This window comes from Micrococcus sp. 63XJN7_6_ISO-PGPR-S23-444, from assembly GCF_058072765.1.
The window spans coordinates 1556708-1572465 of record NZ_CM176516.1 but is presented as its reverse complement, the minus strand read 5'-3'; the positions used below and the strand labels follow the sequence as shown (position 1 = coordinate 1572465).

The following is a 15758-nucleotide window of genomic DNA, read 5'->3' as shown; positions in this document are numbered from 1 at the left end:
GGCGCACCGGAGACGGGTCGCTAGCCTGGACGCATGGCCTCCTGCCCCCCGTCGTCGTCCGACCCCACCGCCGCACCACCCCTGGCCCTGCCGCTGGCCCGCGAGGAGCTGGACCGCGGTGCCGTGGCCCGCCTCGACCCGGGCCACCTGGCGGCGTCCTGGGCGCGCGAGGGGACGGAGGTCCTGTGGCTGCAGGGCGGCCGCGCACCGGTCGCGGACGGCCGGCTCGTCTTCACCGCGCCCTCCGGTCCCGTGCCGGCCGAGGCCGCGTATCTGGGCCGCGGCACCGCGGCGGACCGGGGCCCGCACGGGCGGGAGCGCGAGGTGGTCTCCGTCGCCGTCGAGCCGCCGGCGGCCCTGCCCGAGGACGCGGCCACCGCGCTCGCGGACGCCGTGTGGGTCGGCCTCCGCGACGCGGCCGCCGCCCTCAGCGACGCGGACACCGGGCTGTTCGTGGCCGCCGTCGCGAACGCCAATTGGCACGCCACCCACCGCTTCTGCGCGTTCTGCGGCGGCGTCACGGACGTCGAGGCGGCCGGCTGGGTGCGTCGTTGCCGCGACTGCTCCCGGGATCAGTTCCCGCGCACGGACCCGGCGGTGATCGTGGCCGTCATCGACCCGGCCGGGCGGATCCTGCTGGGCCGCAACGCGGCGTGGCCCGAGGGGCTGTACTCCTGCCTGGCCGGGTTCGTGGAGCCGGGGGAGTCCCTGGAGCACGCGGTGGTCCGGGAGATCGCGGAGGAGTCCGGGATCACGGTGACGCAGCCGCGCTACCGCGGCTCCCAGCCGTGGCCGTTCCCGCGCTCGCTCATGCTCGGGTTCACCGCCCTGGCCCCGGCCGGCGCCGAGCCGGTTCCGGACGGCGAGGAGATCCTCTCCGTGCGCTGGTTCGAGCGGGAGGAGCTCGCGCATCTGGCCCGCGAGGGCGACGTCACCCTGCCCGGGGCCGTGTCCATCGCGCGGGCGCTCATCGAGGATTGGTACGGTGGGACGCTGCCCGATGCGCAGACCCTGATCACCTAAGGAGGACTCGTCCCGCATGAGCACTCCCGACGAGATCCTCCGCGGCCTCGACCCGGAGCAGCGCCGGGCCGCCACGGCCCTGCACGGGCCTGTCTGCATCCTGGCCGGCGCCGGCACCGGCAAGACCCGCGCCATCACGCACCGCATCGCCTACGGCGTCGCCTCCGGCGTCTTCGACCCGCACCGCACCCTCGCCCTGACCTTCACGGCGCGCGCCGCCGCGGAGATGCGCACCCGCCTGCGCGACCTCGGCGTGGCCGGCGTCCAGGCCCGCACCTTCCACTCCGCTGCCCTGCGCCAGCTGCAGTACTTCTGGCCCCAGGCCGTGGGCGGCCCCATGCCCTCGCTGATCGAGAACAAGGTGCGCCTGCTCACCGAGGTCGCCCAGCGCATGCGGATGACCGTGGACCGGGCCGGACTGCGCGACCTCGCCGGCGAGATCGAATGGGCCAAGGTCTCCCTGCACGCCCCCGAGGGCTACGCCGAGGCCGCGAAGGAGCGGGAGATGCCCGCCGGCTGGACCGCCACCACCGTCGCCCGTCTCTACACCGGCTACGAGGAGGCCAAGACAGCCCGGAACATGATCGACTTCGAGGACGTGCTGCTGATCCTCGTGGGGATCCTGTCCACCGAGCCGCAGATCGCGGCCACGATCCGGGACCAGTACCGCGTGTTCGTGGTGGACGAGTACCAGGACGTCTCGCCGCTGCAGCACCGCCTGCTCGACCTCTGGCTCGGCGACCGCGGCGACCTGTGCGTCGTCGGCGACGCCTCCCAGACGATCTACTCGTTCACGGGCGCGACCTCCCGCTTCCTCACCGACTTCCGTGAGCGGTACCCCGCGGCCACGGTGGTCCGGCTCGTGCGCGACTACCGGTCCAGCCCGCAGATCGTGGAGGCGGCCAACCGCCTGCTGGCGGACCGCACCAAGGCGGGGGAGCGGGACCGCACGATGCCGCGCTGGCCCGACCCCCTCGAGCTCGTCTCCCAGCGGCCGGCCGGCCCCGACCTCGTGTTCGCGGAGTGCACCGACGACGAGGCCGAGGCCGGCTGGGTCGCCGACCGGATCGCGGCGCTGATCGACGACGGCGTGCCCGCCTCCGAGATCGCCGTCCTGTTCCGCACCAACGGCCAGTCCCAGGCCTTCGAGACGGCGCTGTCCTCGGCGGGGATCGGCTACCAGCTGCGCGGCGGCGAGCGGTTCTTCTCCCGGCGCGAGGTGCGCGACGGGATCCTGCAGCTGCGGGCGGCCGCCCGCGCGGCCCAGGACCTGACGGGTGACGACGTCACGGACCGGGTGCGGGACGTGCTCTCCTCGCTCGGCTACTCCGCCGAACCGCCGTCGGCCACCGGCGCGGCCCGTGAACGGTGGGAGTCCCTGCACGCCCTCGTCAACCTCGCCGACCAGCTCGCCACGACGCGCGGGGCCGAGTTCACGCTGACCGAGCTCGTGGCCGAGCTCGACGAGCGGGCCCAGCACCAGCACGCGCCGACGGTGCAGGGCATCACCCTGGCCTCGCTGCACTCGGCCAAGGGCCTCGAGTGGGATGCGGTGTTCCTCGTGGGCCTGTCCGAGGGGCTCATGCCGATCTCCTTCGCGGAGACCCAGGCCGAGGTGGACGAGGAACGGCGCCTGCTCTACGTGGGGATCACGCGTGCCCGCCAGCACCTGTCGCTGACGTGGACGCTCTCGCGGGGCACGGGCGGGCGCTCCACCCGGCGGCCCTCCCGGTTCCTGTGGGCCATCGACCCGACCCTCGGCGGCACCCGCGAGCACGCCCCGGCCCGCGGATCCGCGGCCGGCCCGACGGCGCCGCGGCGCCGGGGTGCGAAGGTCGCCGTGTGCCGCACGTGCGGCAAGCCCCTCGAGACGGGAGCCGAGCGCAAGGTCGGCCGCTGCCTGGACTGCCCCGCCACCTACGACGAGGCGGTGCTCGAGGAGCTGCGCGACTGGCGCACCCGCACGGCCGCCGAGATGCGGATGCCCGCGTTCGTGGTGTTCACGGACGCCACCCTCGTGGCCATCGCCGAGGCCATGCCGAGGACCCCGGCAGAGCTCCTGAAGGTGCCCGGCCTCGGCAAGGCCAAGCTGGAGAAGCACGGACCGGAGCTGCTCGAGCTGCTGCACGGCACCCCGACGGCCTGAGCCGCGGGCCCGCACCCCGTTCCGCCGGCGGCGCCGCCCCCGTCAGAACGCCCAGCCGAGCGCGTCCGGGTCGCAGGCGCAGCCGGGCCGGGGGCGGACCTTCACTCGGCGCGTGCGTCCCGTCACCCGATCGGCCCGCAGCACGCCGGGGGCCGGTCCGGTCCGCAGCGCGTCCACGGTCAGCACGGCGGCCCGCAGCGCCGCGAGCCCGTCCACCTGTCCCCGGTGCGCCGACGGGCCGGGCGCCGTCGGGGCACCGGGGACGCCCGCCGGGTCCGCGGGCCATCGGCACAGCGGGCACCCGCGCACCACGGGGGCGCACCACGGTCCGACCGTGACCGCTCTCGGCCCCACCGTGACCGGCAGCAGCGGGTGGTCGGCGGCGAGGGCGTGCGCGGCCAGGTCCGCGTCGAGCACGGACCCCACCGCCACCGTCGCCTGCCCCACGAGCACCGGCACCGGGCCGTGGTGCGCGTAGAGGCGCAGCCCGGGGGCCACATCGCCCAGCCGGCGCGCGAGCGCACCCGCCCGGGGCCGACCGAGGTCCCCGGGCAGCAGGCCGGTCCCCAGGTCCGCGGCGTCGACGGGCCGCGGATCCCACAGGGCCAGGCGCAGCGCCCCGGCCCCCGCGAGTGCGTGGGCGATCGCCGCGCCCACCGCGTCGAGGCCCGCCACATGGACGTCGGTCGGCGGGGCCCACGCCCCCGGCTCCAGCGCTGACGCGGCGGCGTCATGAGGGACGGTGGTGACGGTCTCGGCGACGGTGCGCACGGCTCTCCTCTCAGCTCGGTGCCTCCCACCCTGCCAGGGCACTCCCGGACCGCGCCGGATTGTCCACAGCCTGCTGCCCATGCCGGACAATGGCCGGATGCGCCCTGTCCCGCCCACCCCCGGCCGCCCTCCCCGTGCTGTCCCGGCCGCCCACCGCGGTCCCGCCCGCGAGAGCATCGATCTGGACTGGGAGGGCACGCCCGTGCGGCTCGTGCGCTCCACGGCCCGCACCCGCACCGTCTCGGCGGCGTGGCGCGACGGCCGCCTGCAGGTCAATGTCCCGGCCCGGCTCTCGGCCGCGCAGGAGCGCGAGTGGATCGGCCGGATGGTTGCGAAGGTGGGCGCACGCGGCGGGACGGGGCAGCCCGCGGCCGACCCGGACGGCCGCCCCGCCGACGCCCGCTCCGACGACGCGCTCCTGGCCTGGGCGGGACGGCTCTCGGCGGCGCACCTGGGCGGGCGGGCCCGTCCGGTCGCGGTCACGTGGTCGGCCCGGCAGCGCCGCCGCTGGGGCTCGTGCACGCCGGCCCGCGGCACCATCCGGCTCTCGACGCAGCTGCGCGGCATGCCGGACTGGGTGGTGGCGGCGGTGCTCGTCCACGAGCTGGCCCATCTGCTGGAGTCCGGACACGGCCCGGCCTTCCGACGCCTCGTGGACCGGTACCCGCGCTACGCCGAGGCGATGGCCTTCCTCGAGGGGGTCACCTTCGCCGAGGGCCGCGGTCGCACGGCGCCGGACCGGTGGGCGGAGGACGAGGACGCGGGCTGACACGACGGCGGGCGGCCCGCACCCGAGGTGCCGGACCGCCCGCCGCCGTCGTGCCGGGAGGGGCTCAGCCCTCGCGCGGCGCGTCGCCGAAGCCGCCCTCGAGGAGCTTGCGCAGCTCGTCGTCGAGGGACTCGGCGCTGGCGTCCGCGGCGGAGCGGCGCCCGGCGTACCCGGCGGGGTCCTCGAGGTCCTCCGCCGTGGGCTGACGCTCGGGATGGCGCCAGATCTCCTCGCGGTACTCCGTGCCGTGCTCGGCCGTGACGTGCTCCCAGAACGCGGCGGCCTCGCGCAGGCGGCGCGGGCGCAGCTCGAGGCCCACGAGGGCGGCGAAGGCCTGTTCGGCCGGGCCACCCGAGGCGCGGCGGCGGTTCATGGTCTCGCGCAGGGCGGCCGCCGACTCGAGGGGGCGCGCGGCCTCGGCGACCACCACGTCCACCCAGCCCTCCACGAGGGCGACGAGCAGCTCCAGCTGGTCCAGCGCGGCCTGCTGGGTGGCGTCCGGGGCGGCGATGAAGGACGCCCCGTCGAACACGGCCTGCAGGGAGCCGGGGTCCATCGGGTCCACCGACTGCGCGGCCCGCTCGATGCCCTCGGTGTCCAGGCGGATGCCCGCGGCGTACTGCTCGACGGCGGCGTACAGGTCCCGCTCGAGCCACGGCGAGTGCAGGAACAGGCGCATGCGTGCGGCCTCGCGCAGGGCCAGGTAGATGCGGATCTGGTCGTCCGGCACCGAGAGCCCGTCGCCGAACTCCTCGATGTTCACGGGGACGAGGGCGAGACGGTGGCCGGCGACGGGCAGGCCGATGTCCGTGCCCGAGAGCACCTCCTTGCCCAGGGCGCCCACGGCGCCGCCGAGCTGCAGGCCGAACATCGTGCCGCCCATGTTCTTCAGCATGGGCTGCAGCCCGCCGAGCAGGGAGGCGTCCATGCCCTCGGGGAGCTGGCCCGGCAGCTGCTGCTCGATGGCCGCGGACATCGCGCGGGACATCGAGACGGCCACGGGCTCGGTGAGCCGGCGCCACTGGTCCATGGTCGCCTCGACCCACTCGGCACGGGACCAGGCCACGCCGACGCTGCCGACGGGCTCGGTCTGCGTGACGCCGTCGAGCCACAGCTCGGCCAGCCGCAGCGCCTCGTCCACCTCGCGTCGCGCGAACGAGCCGACGGCCGGGTCCTCGCCGGCCACGGCCTGGCGGGCGGCCTGCTTCGCCAGAGCCCAGTTCACGGGGCCGTCCGAGCCGGAGCCGGAGCTCATCATCGCCTGGAACTGGGCCATGGCCTGCTGCATCATGGCCGGATTCAGCTGGGACGGGTCGAAGGGCACCCCGCCGGGGCCGCCCAGGCCCTCCATGGCGCGTCGGACTTCGTCCGGGTCGGGGCCCTGGCCGCCGAAGAGCTGCCGCAGCATCTCCTCCAGGGGGTCGCGGCCGTCGTCGGATCCGGGCGTGCGCGCGTCGTTGCTCATGTCTCCAGCGTATCCGCGTCGGCGCGGCGCGCCCGCCCTCCCGACGTCGCGGCGGCGCGGTTCGCCCATGGCGCACGGCGTCGCGCGGGGCAGGCGGGGGTCGCGGCCCCGCGTAGACTGGTGTGACCGTCGCCGCGCGGCCCGTGCCCGGCGGCGAGGACGGCCCGATCAGGACCCCCAGGAAAGACGGTGTCGCGTGCGCGCAGTGCCCTCGAGGACCACCCGCGCCGCCCGCGTGCCCTTCTCCGGATGGCTCGCCCTGGGCAGCGCCGGGCTGGCACTGCTGGCCCCCACCCCCTACATCCTCGAGGGCCCCGGCCCCGCCGTGGACCTGCTGGGCGAACGCGAGGGTCGACCCGTGCTGCGCGTCGAGGGCGGCGAGGCGGACCCGGGTGAGGGGACCCTGCACATGACCACCGTGATGGTCGGGGGTCCTCCCATCGGCACCACCTCCCTGCTCGACCTCGGCCGCGGCCTGACGGACCCCGCCGTGGACGTGGCCCCGCGCGAGCTGATGTATCCCACCGGCGTCACCTCCGACGAGGTCGGCGAGGCCAATTCGGCGGCCATGTCGGACTCCCAGCAGACCGCGACCGCCGCGGCCCTGCACGAGCTCGGACGCGAGGTGCCCCAGCGGCTCGTCGTGCAGCAGCTCGTGCCCGGCGGGCCCGCCGAGGGCGTCCTGCGGGCCGGGGACGAGGTGATCGCCGCCGAGGGACGGCCCGTGGCCGACCTGGAGGCCGTGCGCGCCGCCGTCGGGGCCGCGGGGCCCGACCCGGTCACGCTGACGGTCCGCCGCGACGGCGTGGAGCAGGACCTCGAGGTGCCGGTGGCGGCCGCCCCCGAGGGCGCGCCCCAGCCGTGGCAGATGGGGGCCCTGATCGAGACCGCCTACGACGTCCCGGTGGACGTCGAGCTGACCGTGCCGGACATCGGCGGACCTTCGGCGGGTCTGATGTTCGCGCTCACCGTGATCGAGCGGCTGACCCCGGGGGCGATGACGGGGGGCGCCCCGATCGCGGGAACGGGCACGATCTCGGGGGACGGCGTCGTGGGTCCCATCGGCGGGATCCCGCAGAAGGTGCGCGGCGCCGCCGAGGCGGGGGCCACGACGTTCCTCGCCCCCACGGCGAACTGCGAGGAGCTGGCCGGCCGTGTGCCCGAGGGTCTGACGGTGTACCCCGTGGACACGCTGGGCCAGGCCCGCGACATCGTCGAGGCGGTGGCCCGGGGGGAGAGCCCGGCCGCCGCCCGGACGTGCGGCTGAGCCGACGCACACCAGGACCACCAGACCACCAGACCGGACGACATGTCCGGGGCGCAGCGCCCCGGACCGGAGCAGAGCCCCGCGGACGCGGGAGGGAAGAGGACAGAGCAGTGAGCTTCGGACAGGGAGGCGGCGGACCGTTCGGCGGCCCGCCCCGTGACGGCGGCGGGACCGCCGGGGGCCAGTCCGGCCCGTTCGGGGCGTTCGGCCCCTTCGGCGGCGCCCCGCGCGGCCCGGGCGACGACGGCGACCGCGGTCCTGGTGGCCCGTTCGGCGGGGGCGGGTCCTCCGCCGCGCGCGGCAGGGGCCGGCCGGGCCGGCCGAGCGCGCTCGTGCTGACCATCATCGCGGTGGCCGTGCTCGTGGGGCTGTTCGTGGTGTTCACGAACGTCTACACGGACGTGCTGTGGTTCTCGCAGCTGGGCTTCACCGAGGTCTTCTGGACCGAGGTCGTCGCCAAGGCCGCGCTGTTCCTGATCGCCGGGCTCGGGATGGCCCTCGCCGTGTGGCTGGCGATCCGCACGGCCTGGCGCCACCGCCCCGCGGACGCGTCCGCGGCCGCGCGGGACTCGCTCAGCCAGGCCCAGCGCCAGCTGGAGCCCATCCGGCGCCTGGTGTTCCTGGGTGTCCCGCTCGTGCTCGGCGTGTTCGCCGGCTCCACCGCGATGAACGGGTGGAACACGGTCCTGCTGTTCCTGAACCAGGTGCCCTACGGCCAGGCGGACCCGGAGTTCGGCCTGGACCTCATGTTCTTCATGGCCACCCTGCCGTTCCTGACGCTCGTGGTCGGGTACCTGATCTCGGTGGTCCTGGTCTCCGGCATCACCGGTCTTCTGGTGCACTACCTGTACGGCGCGGTGCGCGTGGAGGAGGGCGGCGGCGTGCGGATCACCCCGGCGGCGCGCGCCCACATCGGCATCACCCTGGCCGTGTTCCTGCTGCTGCAGGGCGTCAACTTCTGGCTCAACCGCTACCGCACCACGCAGTCGCAGACCGGCAACTGGGCCGGCGCGCTCTACACGGACGTGAACGCGGTCATCCCGACGTCGGCGATCCTGGCGGTCACGGCCGTGATCGTGGCCGGCCTGTTCGTGTGGACGGTGGTCTCGGGCCGGTGGCGGCTGTCGCTGATCGGCACCGCGGTCCTGGTCATCACGGCGCTCGTGGTGGGCACGGCGTACCCCTTCATCGTGCAGGAGTACCAGGTGAAGCCGTCCGAGCGCACGCTCGAATCCCAGTACATCGAGCGGAACATCGCCATGACGCGCGAGGCGTACGGCCTGGACGACGTCGAGGTGACGAACTATGAGGGCGCCACGGACACCGAGGCCGGGGCCCTGGCGGGCGAGGAGGCCAACACGGCCAACGTCCGTCTCATGGACCCGAACCTGATCTCCCAGACCTTCGGGCAGCTCCAGCAGTTCCGTCCGTACTACGCGTTCCCCACCACCCTGCACGTGGACCGCTACGAGGTGGACGGCCAGACGCGGGACACCATTCTGGCGGCCCGTGACGTCAACGTGGACGACTCCCAGTCGTGGGTGAACCGCCACACCATCTACACGCACGGCTACGGCATGGTCGTGGCCGACGCCTCCGAGGTCGCGGCCGGCGGCCGGCCCCAGTGGCTGCTCTCCGAGATCCCCACGCGCGGGCCGCTGGCCTCCGACCAGGACTACGAGCCGCGCATCTACTTCGGGCACAACTCGCCCTCGTACTCGGTGGTGGGTGCGCCCGAGGGCGCGCCGGCCGTCGAACGCGACCGGCCGCAGACGGCCGACTCCCAGGAGGACACGGCGTACACCTTCTCCGGCGACGGCGGCCCCTCGGTGGGCAACCTCTTCAACCGGCTCGCGTACGCGGTGAAGTTCGGCTCGCCCGAGCTCGTGCTGTCCTCGGACGTGAACGAGGCCTCGCAGATCCTCTACGATCGCGACCCGGCCGAGCGCGTCCGCAAGGTCGCGCCCTACCTGACGGTGGACACCGCCCCCTACCCGGCGATCGTCGACGGCCGCGTGCAGTGGATCGTGGACGCCTACACGACCTCGGACCAGTTCCCGTACTCCACCGCCCAGCAGCTGGGCGAGGTCACGGTGGACTCCCTGAGCCAGGGCCAGAACCCGGCGCTCCAGGGCCGGGTGAACTACATCCGCAACTCGGTGAAGGCGACGGTGGACGCGTACGACGGCTCGGTGTCTCTCTACGCGTGGGACGACCAGGATCCGCTGCTGCAGGCCTGGCAGAACGTCTACCCGTCCTCGCTGCGCCCGTACTCGGAGATGAGCGCCGGACTCCTGGACCACGTCCGCTACCCGGAGGACATGTTCAAGGTCCAGCGCGAGCTGCTCGGCCGCTACCACGTGACCGACGCGGACGACTTCTACGAGAACAACGACGCGTGGTCCGTGCCGTCGGACCCCACGCGCGAGGAGGACGTCAAGCAGCCGCCGTACTACATGACGCTGCAGATGCCCGGCCAGGACGAGCCGGCGTTCTCCCTCACCAGCAGCTACATACCGCAGATCACGGACGGTGCCCAGCAGCGCAACGTGCTCTACGGGTTCCTCTCCGCCGCCGGCGACGCCGGCACGGGGGAGGACGGCGTGAAGGCCGAGGGCTACGGGCAGCTCCGACTGCTCGAGCTGCCGCGGTCCACCACGGTGCCCGGCCCTGGCCAGGCGCAGGCGAACTTCGACTCGAACGCGGACGTCTCGCGGGAGCTGAACCTGTTGCGCCAGGGCGCGTCCGAGGTGCTCAACGGCAACATGATCACCCTGCCGGTGGCCGGCGGCATCCTCTACGTCCAGCCGGTGTACGTCCGCTCCTCGGGCGGCACCACCTACCCGACGCTGCGCAAGGTGCTCGTCTCGTTCGGCGACAAGGTCGGCTTCGCGGACACCCTCCAGGAGGCCCTGGACCAGGTGTTCGACGGCGACTCGGGCGCGGTCACCCCGGAGGAGAACCAGGCGGAGGCGCCCGCCCCGGGCGAGGAGCCGTCGGCTCCGGGCACGGTCGAGGAGGAGCTCTCGGCGGCCCTCGAGGAGGCGCAGGACGCCCTGACCCAGGGCCAGGAGCGTCTGGCCGAGGGCGACTGGGCCGGCTACGGCGAGCAGCAGAAGCGTCTCAACGAGGCCCTGAAGCGTGCCACCGCCGCCGACGACGCCCTGGGCGGCGACGCGCCTGCCCAGGACCAGGCCCCGGCCGAGGCGAGCCCCGCGCCGTCGTCGAGCCCCAGCCCGACGCCGAGCGGCTGACGGGCGTCGGCGGGCCGGGCCCGCCGGACCGTCGACGACGGCCCCGGCCACGCACCGCGCGTGGTCGGGGCCGCTGTCGTCTCGGGGCAGATGGCCGCCGCATGGCCGCCGGATGGCGGGGTGCTGACGCTGATTTGAACTCGACGGGACAGGTGTGTATAGTTCTAGAAGTCGCCGCGGGGTGGAGCAGTTCGGTAGCTCGCCGGGCTCATAACCCGGAGGTCGCAGGTTCAAATCCTGCCCCCGCAACGAGAAGGAGAAGGCCCCCAGCATCTGCTGGGGGCCTTCTCGCATGTCCGGACCCGGTCGCCCCGGCCCGCCGGCACGGTGCTGGCGGGCGAGCCGACCGCCCTCGGGCGATCGGTGGGGGAGCGTCAGCGGCTCGAGGCCCGGACCGCCTGCTGGGCCGGGGTGCGGCGGCCCGGATCGGTGCGGCGCAGCCAGACGGCAGCGATGATCGCGATGATCGCGATGGCGCCCCAGATGCCGACCACGGCCCAGGACAGGCCCGCGATGAGCAGCAGCGGCACGAAGGACACGGCCGCGATCTCCACGGGCACCACCGGGATGTAGGCCACGCCGAACTGCTCCATGGTCCCGGACTTCAGCTTCGGGTCCACGATGCGCAGCATGGCCACGCCCGTGGCGACGGCGCCGGTGGCCCAGCCCCACGTGAACAGCTGCTTCTCGAACCACGCGTCGGTCATGACGCGCGGCGCCACGACGATCCCCAGGAACAGGGCCAGCGCGAGGCCGATCACGAACAGGAGCAGCAGCGGCTGCCAGTAGTCCACGACCACGGTCGGGGCGATCGCGGCGATGCCACAGACGATGAGGATGTCCGTGGCGGTGCCGGACACCGAGTTCAGCGAGCCCGGGTCGAGGAACTTCGCCGTCTTCGTGGCCTGGAACAGGACGCGGGCGATCAGGCCGAGGAGGAACGCGATCGCGAACGCGGGGATGATCAGCTGGGGACCGTCCTCACCCACGACGCTCGGCCACACGGCCGTGATCCAGGAGACCACGCCGTGCGCGGCCGCCGCGATCATCGCGACCACGCCGACCTGGAAGGCCAGCGACTCCACCGAGGCCGCCGAGAAGGTGTGCCGGCCGATGACCGGGCGTTCCTCCACCTGGTTCAGCACCCCGGTGCGCAGCTCCTCCGGGATGGAGGTCAGGCCCGCGAACTCCCGCGCGTGGCCGCGCTGCGCGCCGATCTTGGCCTGGATGATGCCACCCACCACGCCGACGATCATGCCGACGGTGGCCGAGGTGTAGGCCAGCGAGGTGACGGTCGCATCACCGTTGGCCGCGTACGCCTGGCCCACGGCGGCCGCGGAGCCGAAGCCTCCCGCCCAGCCGGCGAACAGCAGGGCGGCGAACGAGTCGGGCGCGTCGAACAGCGGCTGCAGGAGGACCAGCGTGACGAGGGCGCCGATGGCCACCTGGGAGGAGTAGATCAGCACGCCGTAGGACGCGAACGCGCCCACGGGGCGGCCGATCTTGCGGACGTCGAAGTCGTCGGTGAGCGCGATGCACACGAACACGATGACGATCAGGATCGAGCCGTACGTGCCCAGCTGGGGGCTGAACGGCAGCCAGCCCAGGCCGTTCGGGCCGAGGGCCAGGCCCAGGATGCCCGCGATGACGGAGGCCGGGATCATCAGGGTCTGGAGGGGCGTGATGACGGCACGGGCCAGCGTGCCCACGGCCAGGAGCGCGCCGATGAGGCCGGCGTCGACCAGCACGGACCAGGCCGTGAACTGCTCTTGCATGGGGTTCTTCCTCTGTGCGGGGACGGGGGTGTCCCACGGAGCGTGCCGAGGGACCCCGGGACAGTACCAAAGGAGCGCGGGGGCCGGGGCGCGTCCGGGAGGGGCACCGGGCCGGGGCGCACGAGGACGGCCCGCCGCGCCGGCGTGGGCCGGGCGACGGGCCGTGGGGCGGGGCGGGGTCAGCCGCGCGTGGTGCCGGTCTCCTCGGCGGTCCCCTCGGCCGCGTAGTCGAGGGTGAGGGTCTCGTCGGCGTCGACGTCGCCCGAGGTGAGGGCGGCCTGGCCGGCGCCGCCGGCCTTGAGGGCGGCGAGGCGGGCCTCCACCTCGGTCTTCTCGCCGAGGTCCTCGAGGGACTCGAACTGGGCGTCGAGGGAGGAGGCGGCGATCTCCTGCTGGCCGCGCACGCGGGCCTCCTCGCGACGGACCTTCTCCTCGAAGCGGGAGACCTCGGAGGTCGGGTCCAGCAGGTCGATCGACTTCACGGCGTCGGCCACCGCGGACTGGGCGTGGGCGGACTTGGCGCGGGCGGTCAGCTCGTCGCGCTTGGCGACCAGCTGCTGACGCTTGACCTTCATCTGGTCCAGACCGGTCTTCAGGCGCTCCACGATCTCGCGCTGCGAGGCGATGGTCGGCTCCGCGGACTTCGCCTGGCGCTCGAAGTCCATCTGGCGCTCGATGGCCACCTTGGCGAGGTTGTCGAACTTGTCCGCCGAGGCGGTGTCGCCCTTGGCGCGGAAGTCGTCGGCCTTCTGGGAGGCGGCCAGCGCCTTCTGGCCCCAGCTGCGGGACGCGTCCTGGTCCTCGCGGTAGTCGTCCTCGATCATCCGCAGGTTGCCGATGGTCTGGGCGACGGCGGCCTCGGCCTCCGCGATGTTGTTCGTGTAGTCGCGGACCATCTGGTCCAGCATCTTCTGGGGGTCCTCGGCCTTGTCCAGCATCGCGTTGATGTTGGCCTTCGCCAGCGTGCTGATGCGGCCGAAGATGGACTGCTTGACCATGGTGTCTGCCTTTCGTCGGTCTTTCACGTCAGCGCAGACCGTCGGCCTGCGTCCACCCCGTCCCGCGCGTGCGGGCCGGGCCGGCGCCCGGGGCGCCGGAGTTCATGGGGCGGCGGTCAGAAGCCGCCGCCGGAGATGTCGCCGAACCCGCCGAAGTCGCCGCCGCCGAGGCCGCCGCCGTCGAACCCGCCGAAGCCGCCGCCGCCCCAGCTGTCACCGTGGCCGCTGTTCAGGATCGAGTTCATCAGGATGCCGCCGAGCAGCGCGCCGCCGAGGCCACCGCCGAAGCTGCCGCCCACTCCGGCGCGCGGGCGCGTGCCGTACCTGCCGCCCATGCCTGGGCCGTAGCCGAAGCCCTCGACGTCCGCGCGGGCCAGCTCGCTCGCGCGCTCGGCCAGCTGGGAGGCGCGCTGCGCCTGCTGGAGGGCGGCCACGGGGTCGGTGCGGCCGAGGCTGATCGCCGAACGCAGCGTGTGGTCGGCCTCCGCGAGCCGGGTCCGGGCCTCCGAGCCCACGGCACCGCGTCGGGCGCCGATGAAGTCGGCCGTGCCGTCGATCTGCGCCTGTGCCTGGGCGATCGTGGAGGTGAGCACCTGGGAGGCCTGGCGGGCCTGCTCGCGAGCGTCGCGGACGCCGGCAAGGGGGGTGTTGAGCTGGCGGTGCGCGGCCTCGAGCTGGTGGAGCAGCTCCAGGGGATCCGGGCGGCCGGCCGCGAGGGCCTGGCGCACAGCGTTCACGGCGGTCTTCATCCCCGCCACCGGGCCGGCCAGCTCGGGGTGCGATCCGTTGGCCACGAGCGCTTCGGCCTCGGCCACGTCCTGCTCGGACTGGGCGAGGCCCGTCTGCAGGTTGCCCAGCATGGCCCGCAGGGACCCTTCGGCCTTGCCGACCGCCTCGGTGAGCGTGTCCACCTGGCTGAGCGCCTCCTCGGCGGCACGCACGGCCAGCGCCGCCGTGGAGCGGTCCTGGGCTTCCCACGCGCTCCGCGACTTCGCGAGGGCGGTCTCCACGAACTCGAGCCTCTCCCGGGCCTGCGCCGCGTTGTCCGCGACCTCGGCGAGGGCGGACTCCGCGTACTGGCCGTGCAGCGCGGTGATCGCCGACTCGGAGTCCTGCACCCGGGACCGGGCCTCGGGCAGGCGGGCTTCGAGACGCTCGAGGGCCTCGGGCACCTGGTTCTCGAGGTCGCGCAGGGAGTCGAACTCCTTCTTGTGCGCCGCCAGGGACGCACCCACGGCCTCGCTGCGCTGGATGATCTCCTTGAGCCAGGCGCGCTGCTCGGCCTCGGTGTCCGGGATCTCGTCGTCGAGCTGGTGCTGGAGCTGGAACGAGGCCCGCATGTGCTCCTTGGCCTGGTCGATGTCCTGGCGGAACGTCGCCACGGACTTCTCCCCGTAGGACGCCTCGGCGAAGCCCAGCTCCTGTTCCGAGGAGCGGATGGCGTCGTCCGCGGCCACGAGCTTCGAGCCGGCCTGGGTGCGCAGCTGCTCCACGCTGAGCTCGTCGAGGGGGTCGCGGCGGGCCTCCTCGGTGCGGCCCCGTTCGACGGCGCCACCCTGCGTGCGCCTCCGGCTGCGGGCCACGAGCACGCCGCCGCCCACGGCCGCGGCCACCGCACCTGCGCCGAGGACCGCCGTCAGGGCCCCACCGCCGTCGGAGGCGCCCTGGGCCGTGCTCCCGCCGCCCGTGGTGCCGGCCGGCAGGGCGCCGGCCGGATCGTACTCGGCCCCGCTGGCCCCCGTGCCGTCGAGCGTGCCGTCGGCGGCGTCGTCGAGCCCCTGCACCGCGGCGATGCCCACCGCGAGCCATTCCGCCGAGCCGGGGTCCGTGCCGATCTTGGACAGCTGCGGGCCCACGTAGGTGCGCGTCACCTGGTTCTGCAGGTTCGCGTCCCCGCCGCTGTCCAGCCCATAGGCGCGCTCCTCGACCGCGATCGCCAGGACCGAGTCGTTCGTCCCGAGCCCGCGCTGGCGCGCCACGTCCTGGGCCAGCGTCTGGGCGTCCGTGCTGAACTCATCCACGTAGACGACGTACAGCCCCTGCCCGGTGTCCCGGCGTAGGTCCTGGATCTCCTGGGTCAGGCGCTGCTCATCCGAGGTCGAGAGCACACCGGCCTCGTCCACCACGTACACGCCCGGCGGCACCGCCACGGCCTGCGCGGTGGGTGCCGCCACCAGGAGGCCCAGACCTCCCAGGCCCGCGGCGGTCACGGCACGCGCCAGACGGCCGACATCGGCGGGGCGGGTGAGCACGGTCATGTGGGGTCTCCTTCGACGGCGGAGGCGAGCCG

Annotated in this window: 10 protein-coding genes and 1 tRNA gene; 6 read left to right on the top strand and 5 right to left on the bottom strand. The window is 74.2% G+C overall.

Going from position 1 to position 15758, the window contains the following annotated elements; translation table 11 throughout:
• The first annotated feature begins 33 nt into the window (after positions 1–33).
• A complete protein-coding gene (nudC, locus tag AC3RJ9_RS07140) occupies positions 34–1023 on the top strand; it encodes an NAD(+) diphosphatase (protein WP_123244210.1) in 990 nt (329 codons plus the stop codon).
• Positions 1024–1039: 16 nt separating this feature from the next.
• Positions 1040–3169: an ATP-dependent DNA helicase UvrD2 gene (locus tag AC3RJ9_RS07135; protein ID WP_078025606.1), complete on the top strand. Its 2130-nt coding sequence runs from the start codon at positions 1040–1042 to the stop codon at positions 3167–3169.
• A gap of 42 nt (positions 3170–3211) precedes the next feature.
• Here AC3RJ9_RS07135 and AC3RJ9_RS07130 read toward each other — a convergent pair whose 3' ends face one another.
• Positions 3212–3940, bottom strand: a complete 729-nt coding sequence (locus AC3RJ9_RS07130; RefSeq protein ID WP_078025607.1) for a ThiF family adenylyltransferase — start codon at positions 3938–3940, stop codon at positions 3212–3214.
• 97 nt (positions 3941–4037) lie between these two features.
• On the opposite strand from AC3RJ9_RS07130, the gene AC3RJ9_RS07125 reads away from it, so the two are divergent.
• A complete protein-coding gene (locus AC3RJ9_RS07125; protein ID WP_078025608.1) occupies positions 4038–4709 on the top strand; it encodes a M48 metallopeptidase family protein in 672 nt (223 codons plus the stop codon).
• A 64-nt stretch (positions 4710–4773) separates the two neighbouring features.
• Here the strand turns inward: AC3RJ9_RS07125 and AC3RJ9_RS07120 are convergent, their stop codons facing one another.
• Positions 4774–6174, bottom strand: coding sequence for a zinc-dependent metalloprotease (locus tag AC3RJ9_RS07120; protein ID WP_044659760.1), 1401 nt, complete (start codon positions 6172–6174; stop codon positions 4774–4776).
• A gap of 196 nt (positions 6175–6370) precedes the next feature.
• On the opposite strand from AC3RJ9_RS07120, the gene AC3RJ9_RS07115 reads away from it, so the two are divergent.
• The 3 genes from AC3RJ9_RS07115 (at position 6371) to AC3RJ9_RS07105 (ending at position 10944) form a co-directional block, all read left to right on the top strand.
• Positions 6371–7441: a YlbL family protein gene (locus AC3RJ9_RS07115; RefSeq protein ID WP_233569977.1), complete on the top strand. Its 1071-nt coding sequence runs from the start codon at positions 6371–6373 to the stop codon at positions 7439–7441.
• Positions 7442–7551: 110 nt separating this feature from the next.
• Entirely contained in the window at positions 7552–10695 is a 3144-nt protein-coding gene (locus AC3RJ9_RS07110; RefSeq protein ID WP_061867014.1) for a UPF0182 family membrane protein, read from the top strand.
• A 175-nt stretch (positions 10696–10870) separates the two neighbouring features.
• Positions 10871–10944, top strand: a tRNA-Met gene (locus AC3RJ9_RS07105).
• A gap of 125 nt (positions 10945–11069) precedes the next feature.
• On the opposite strand, the gene AC3RJ9_RS07100 is transcribed toward AC3RJ9_RS07105, so the two are convergent.
• The 3 genes from AC3RJ9_RS07100 to AC3RJ9_RS07090 all read right to left on the bottom strand — a co-directional run bounded on the left by AC3RJ9_RS07100 (position 11070) and on the right by AC3RJ9_RS07090 (position 15726).
• Positions 11070–12470 (bottom strand): sodium/glutamate symporter, encoded by a 1401-nt coding sequence (locus AC3RJ9_RS07100; RefSeq protein WP_036314362.1) that lies wholly within the window; start codon positions 12468–12470, stop codon positions 11070–11072.
• A gap of 179 nt (positions 12471–12649) precedes the next feature.
• Entirely contained in the window at positions 12650–13468 is an 819-nt protein-coding gene (locus AC3RJ9_RS07095; protein ID WP_073117098.1) for a PspA/IM30 family protein, read from the bottom strand.
• 116 nt (positions 13469–13584) lie between these two features.
• Positions 13585–15726, bottom strand: coding sequence for a TPM domain-containing protein (locus AC3RJ9_RS07090; RefSeq protein WP_123244495.1), 2142 nt, complete (start codon positions 15724–15726; stop codon positions 13585–13587).
• Positions 15727–15758 lie beyond the last annotated feature (32 nt).

Coding starts and splice junctions, on each gene's coding strand:
- nudC (WP_123244210.1), top strand. CDS start 34: ATGGCCTCCTGCCCCCCGTCGTCGTCCGACCCCACCGCCGCACCACCC.
- AC3RJ9_RS07135 (WP_078025606.1), top strand. CDS start 1,040: ATGAGCACTCCCGACGAGATCCTCCGCGGCCTCGACCCGGAGCAGCGC.
- AC3RJ9_RS07125 (WP_078025608.1), top strand. CDS start 4,038: ATGCGCCCTGTCCCGCCCACCCCCGGCCGCCCTCCCCGTGCTGTCCCG.
- AC3RJ9_RS07120 (WP_044659760.1), bottom strand. CDS start 6,174: ATGAGCAACGACGCGCGCACGCCCGGATCCGACGACGGCCGCGACCCC.
- AC3RJ9_RS07100 (WP_036314362.1), bottom strand. CDS start 12,470: ATGCAAGAGCAGTTCACGGCCTGGTCCGTGCTGGTCGACGCCGGCCTC.
- AC3RJ9_RS07095 (WP_073117098.1), bottom strand. CDS start 13,468: ATGGTCAAGCAGTCCATCTTCGGCCGCATCAGCACGCTGGCGAAGGCC.
- AC3RJ9_RS07090 (WP_123244495.1), bottom strand. CDS start 15,726: ATGACCGTGCTCACCCGCCCCGCCGATGTCGGCCGTCTGGCGCGTGCC.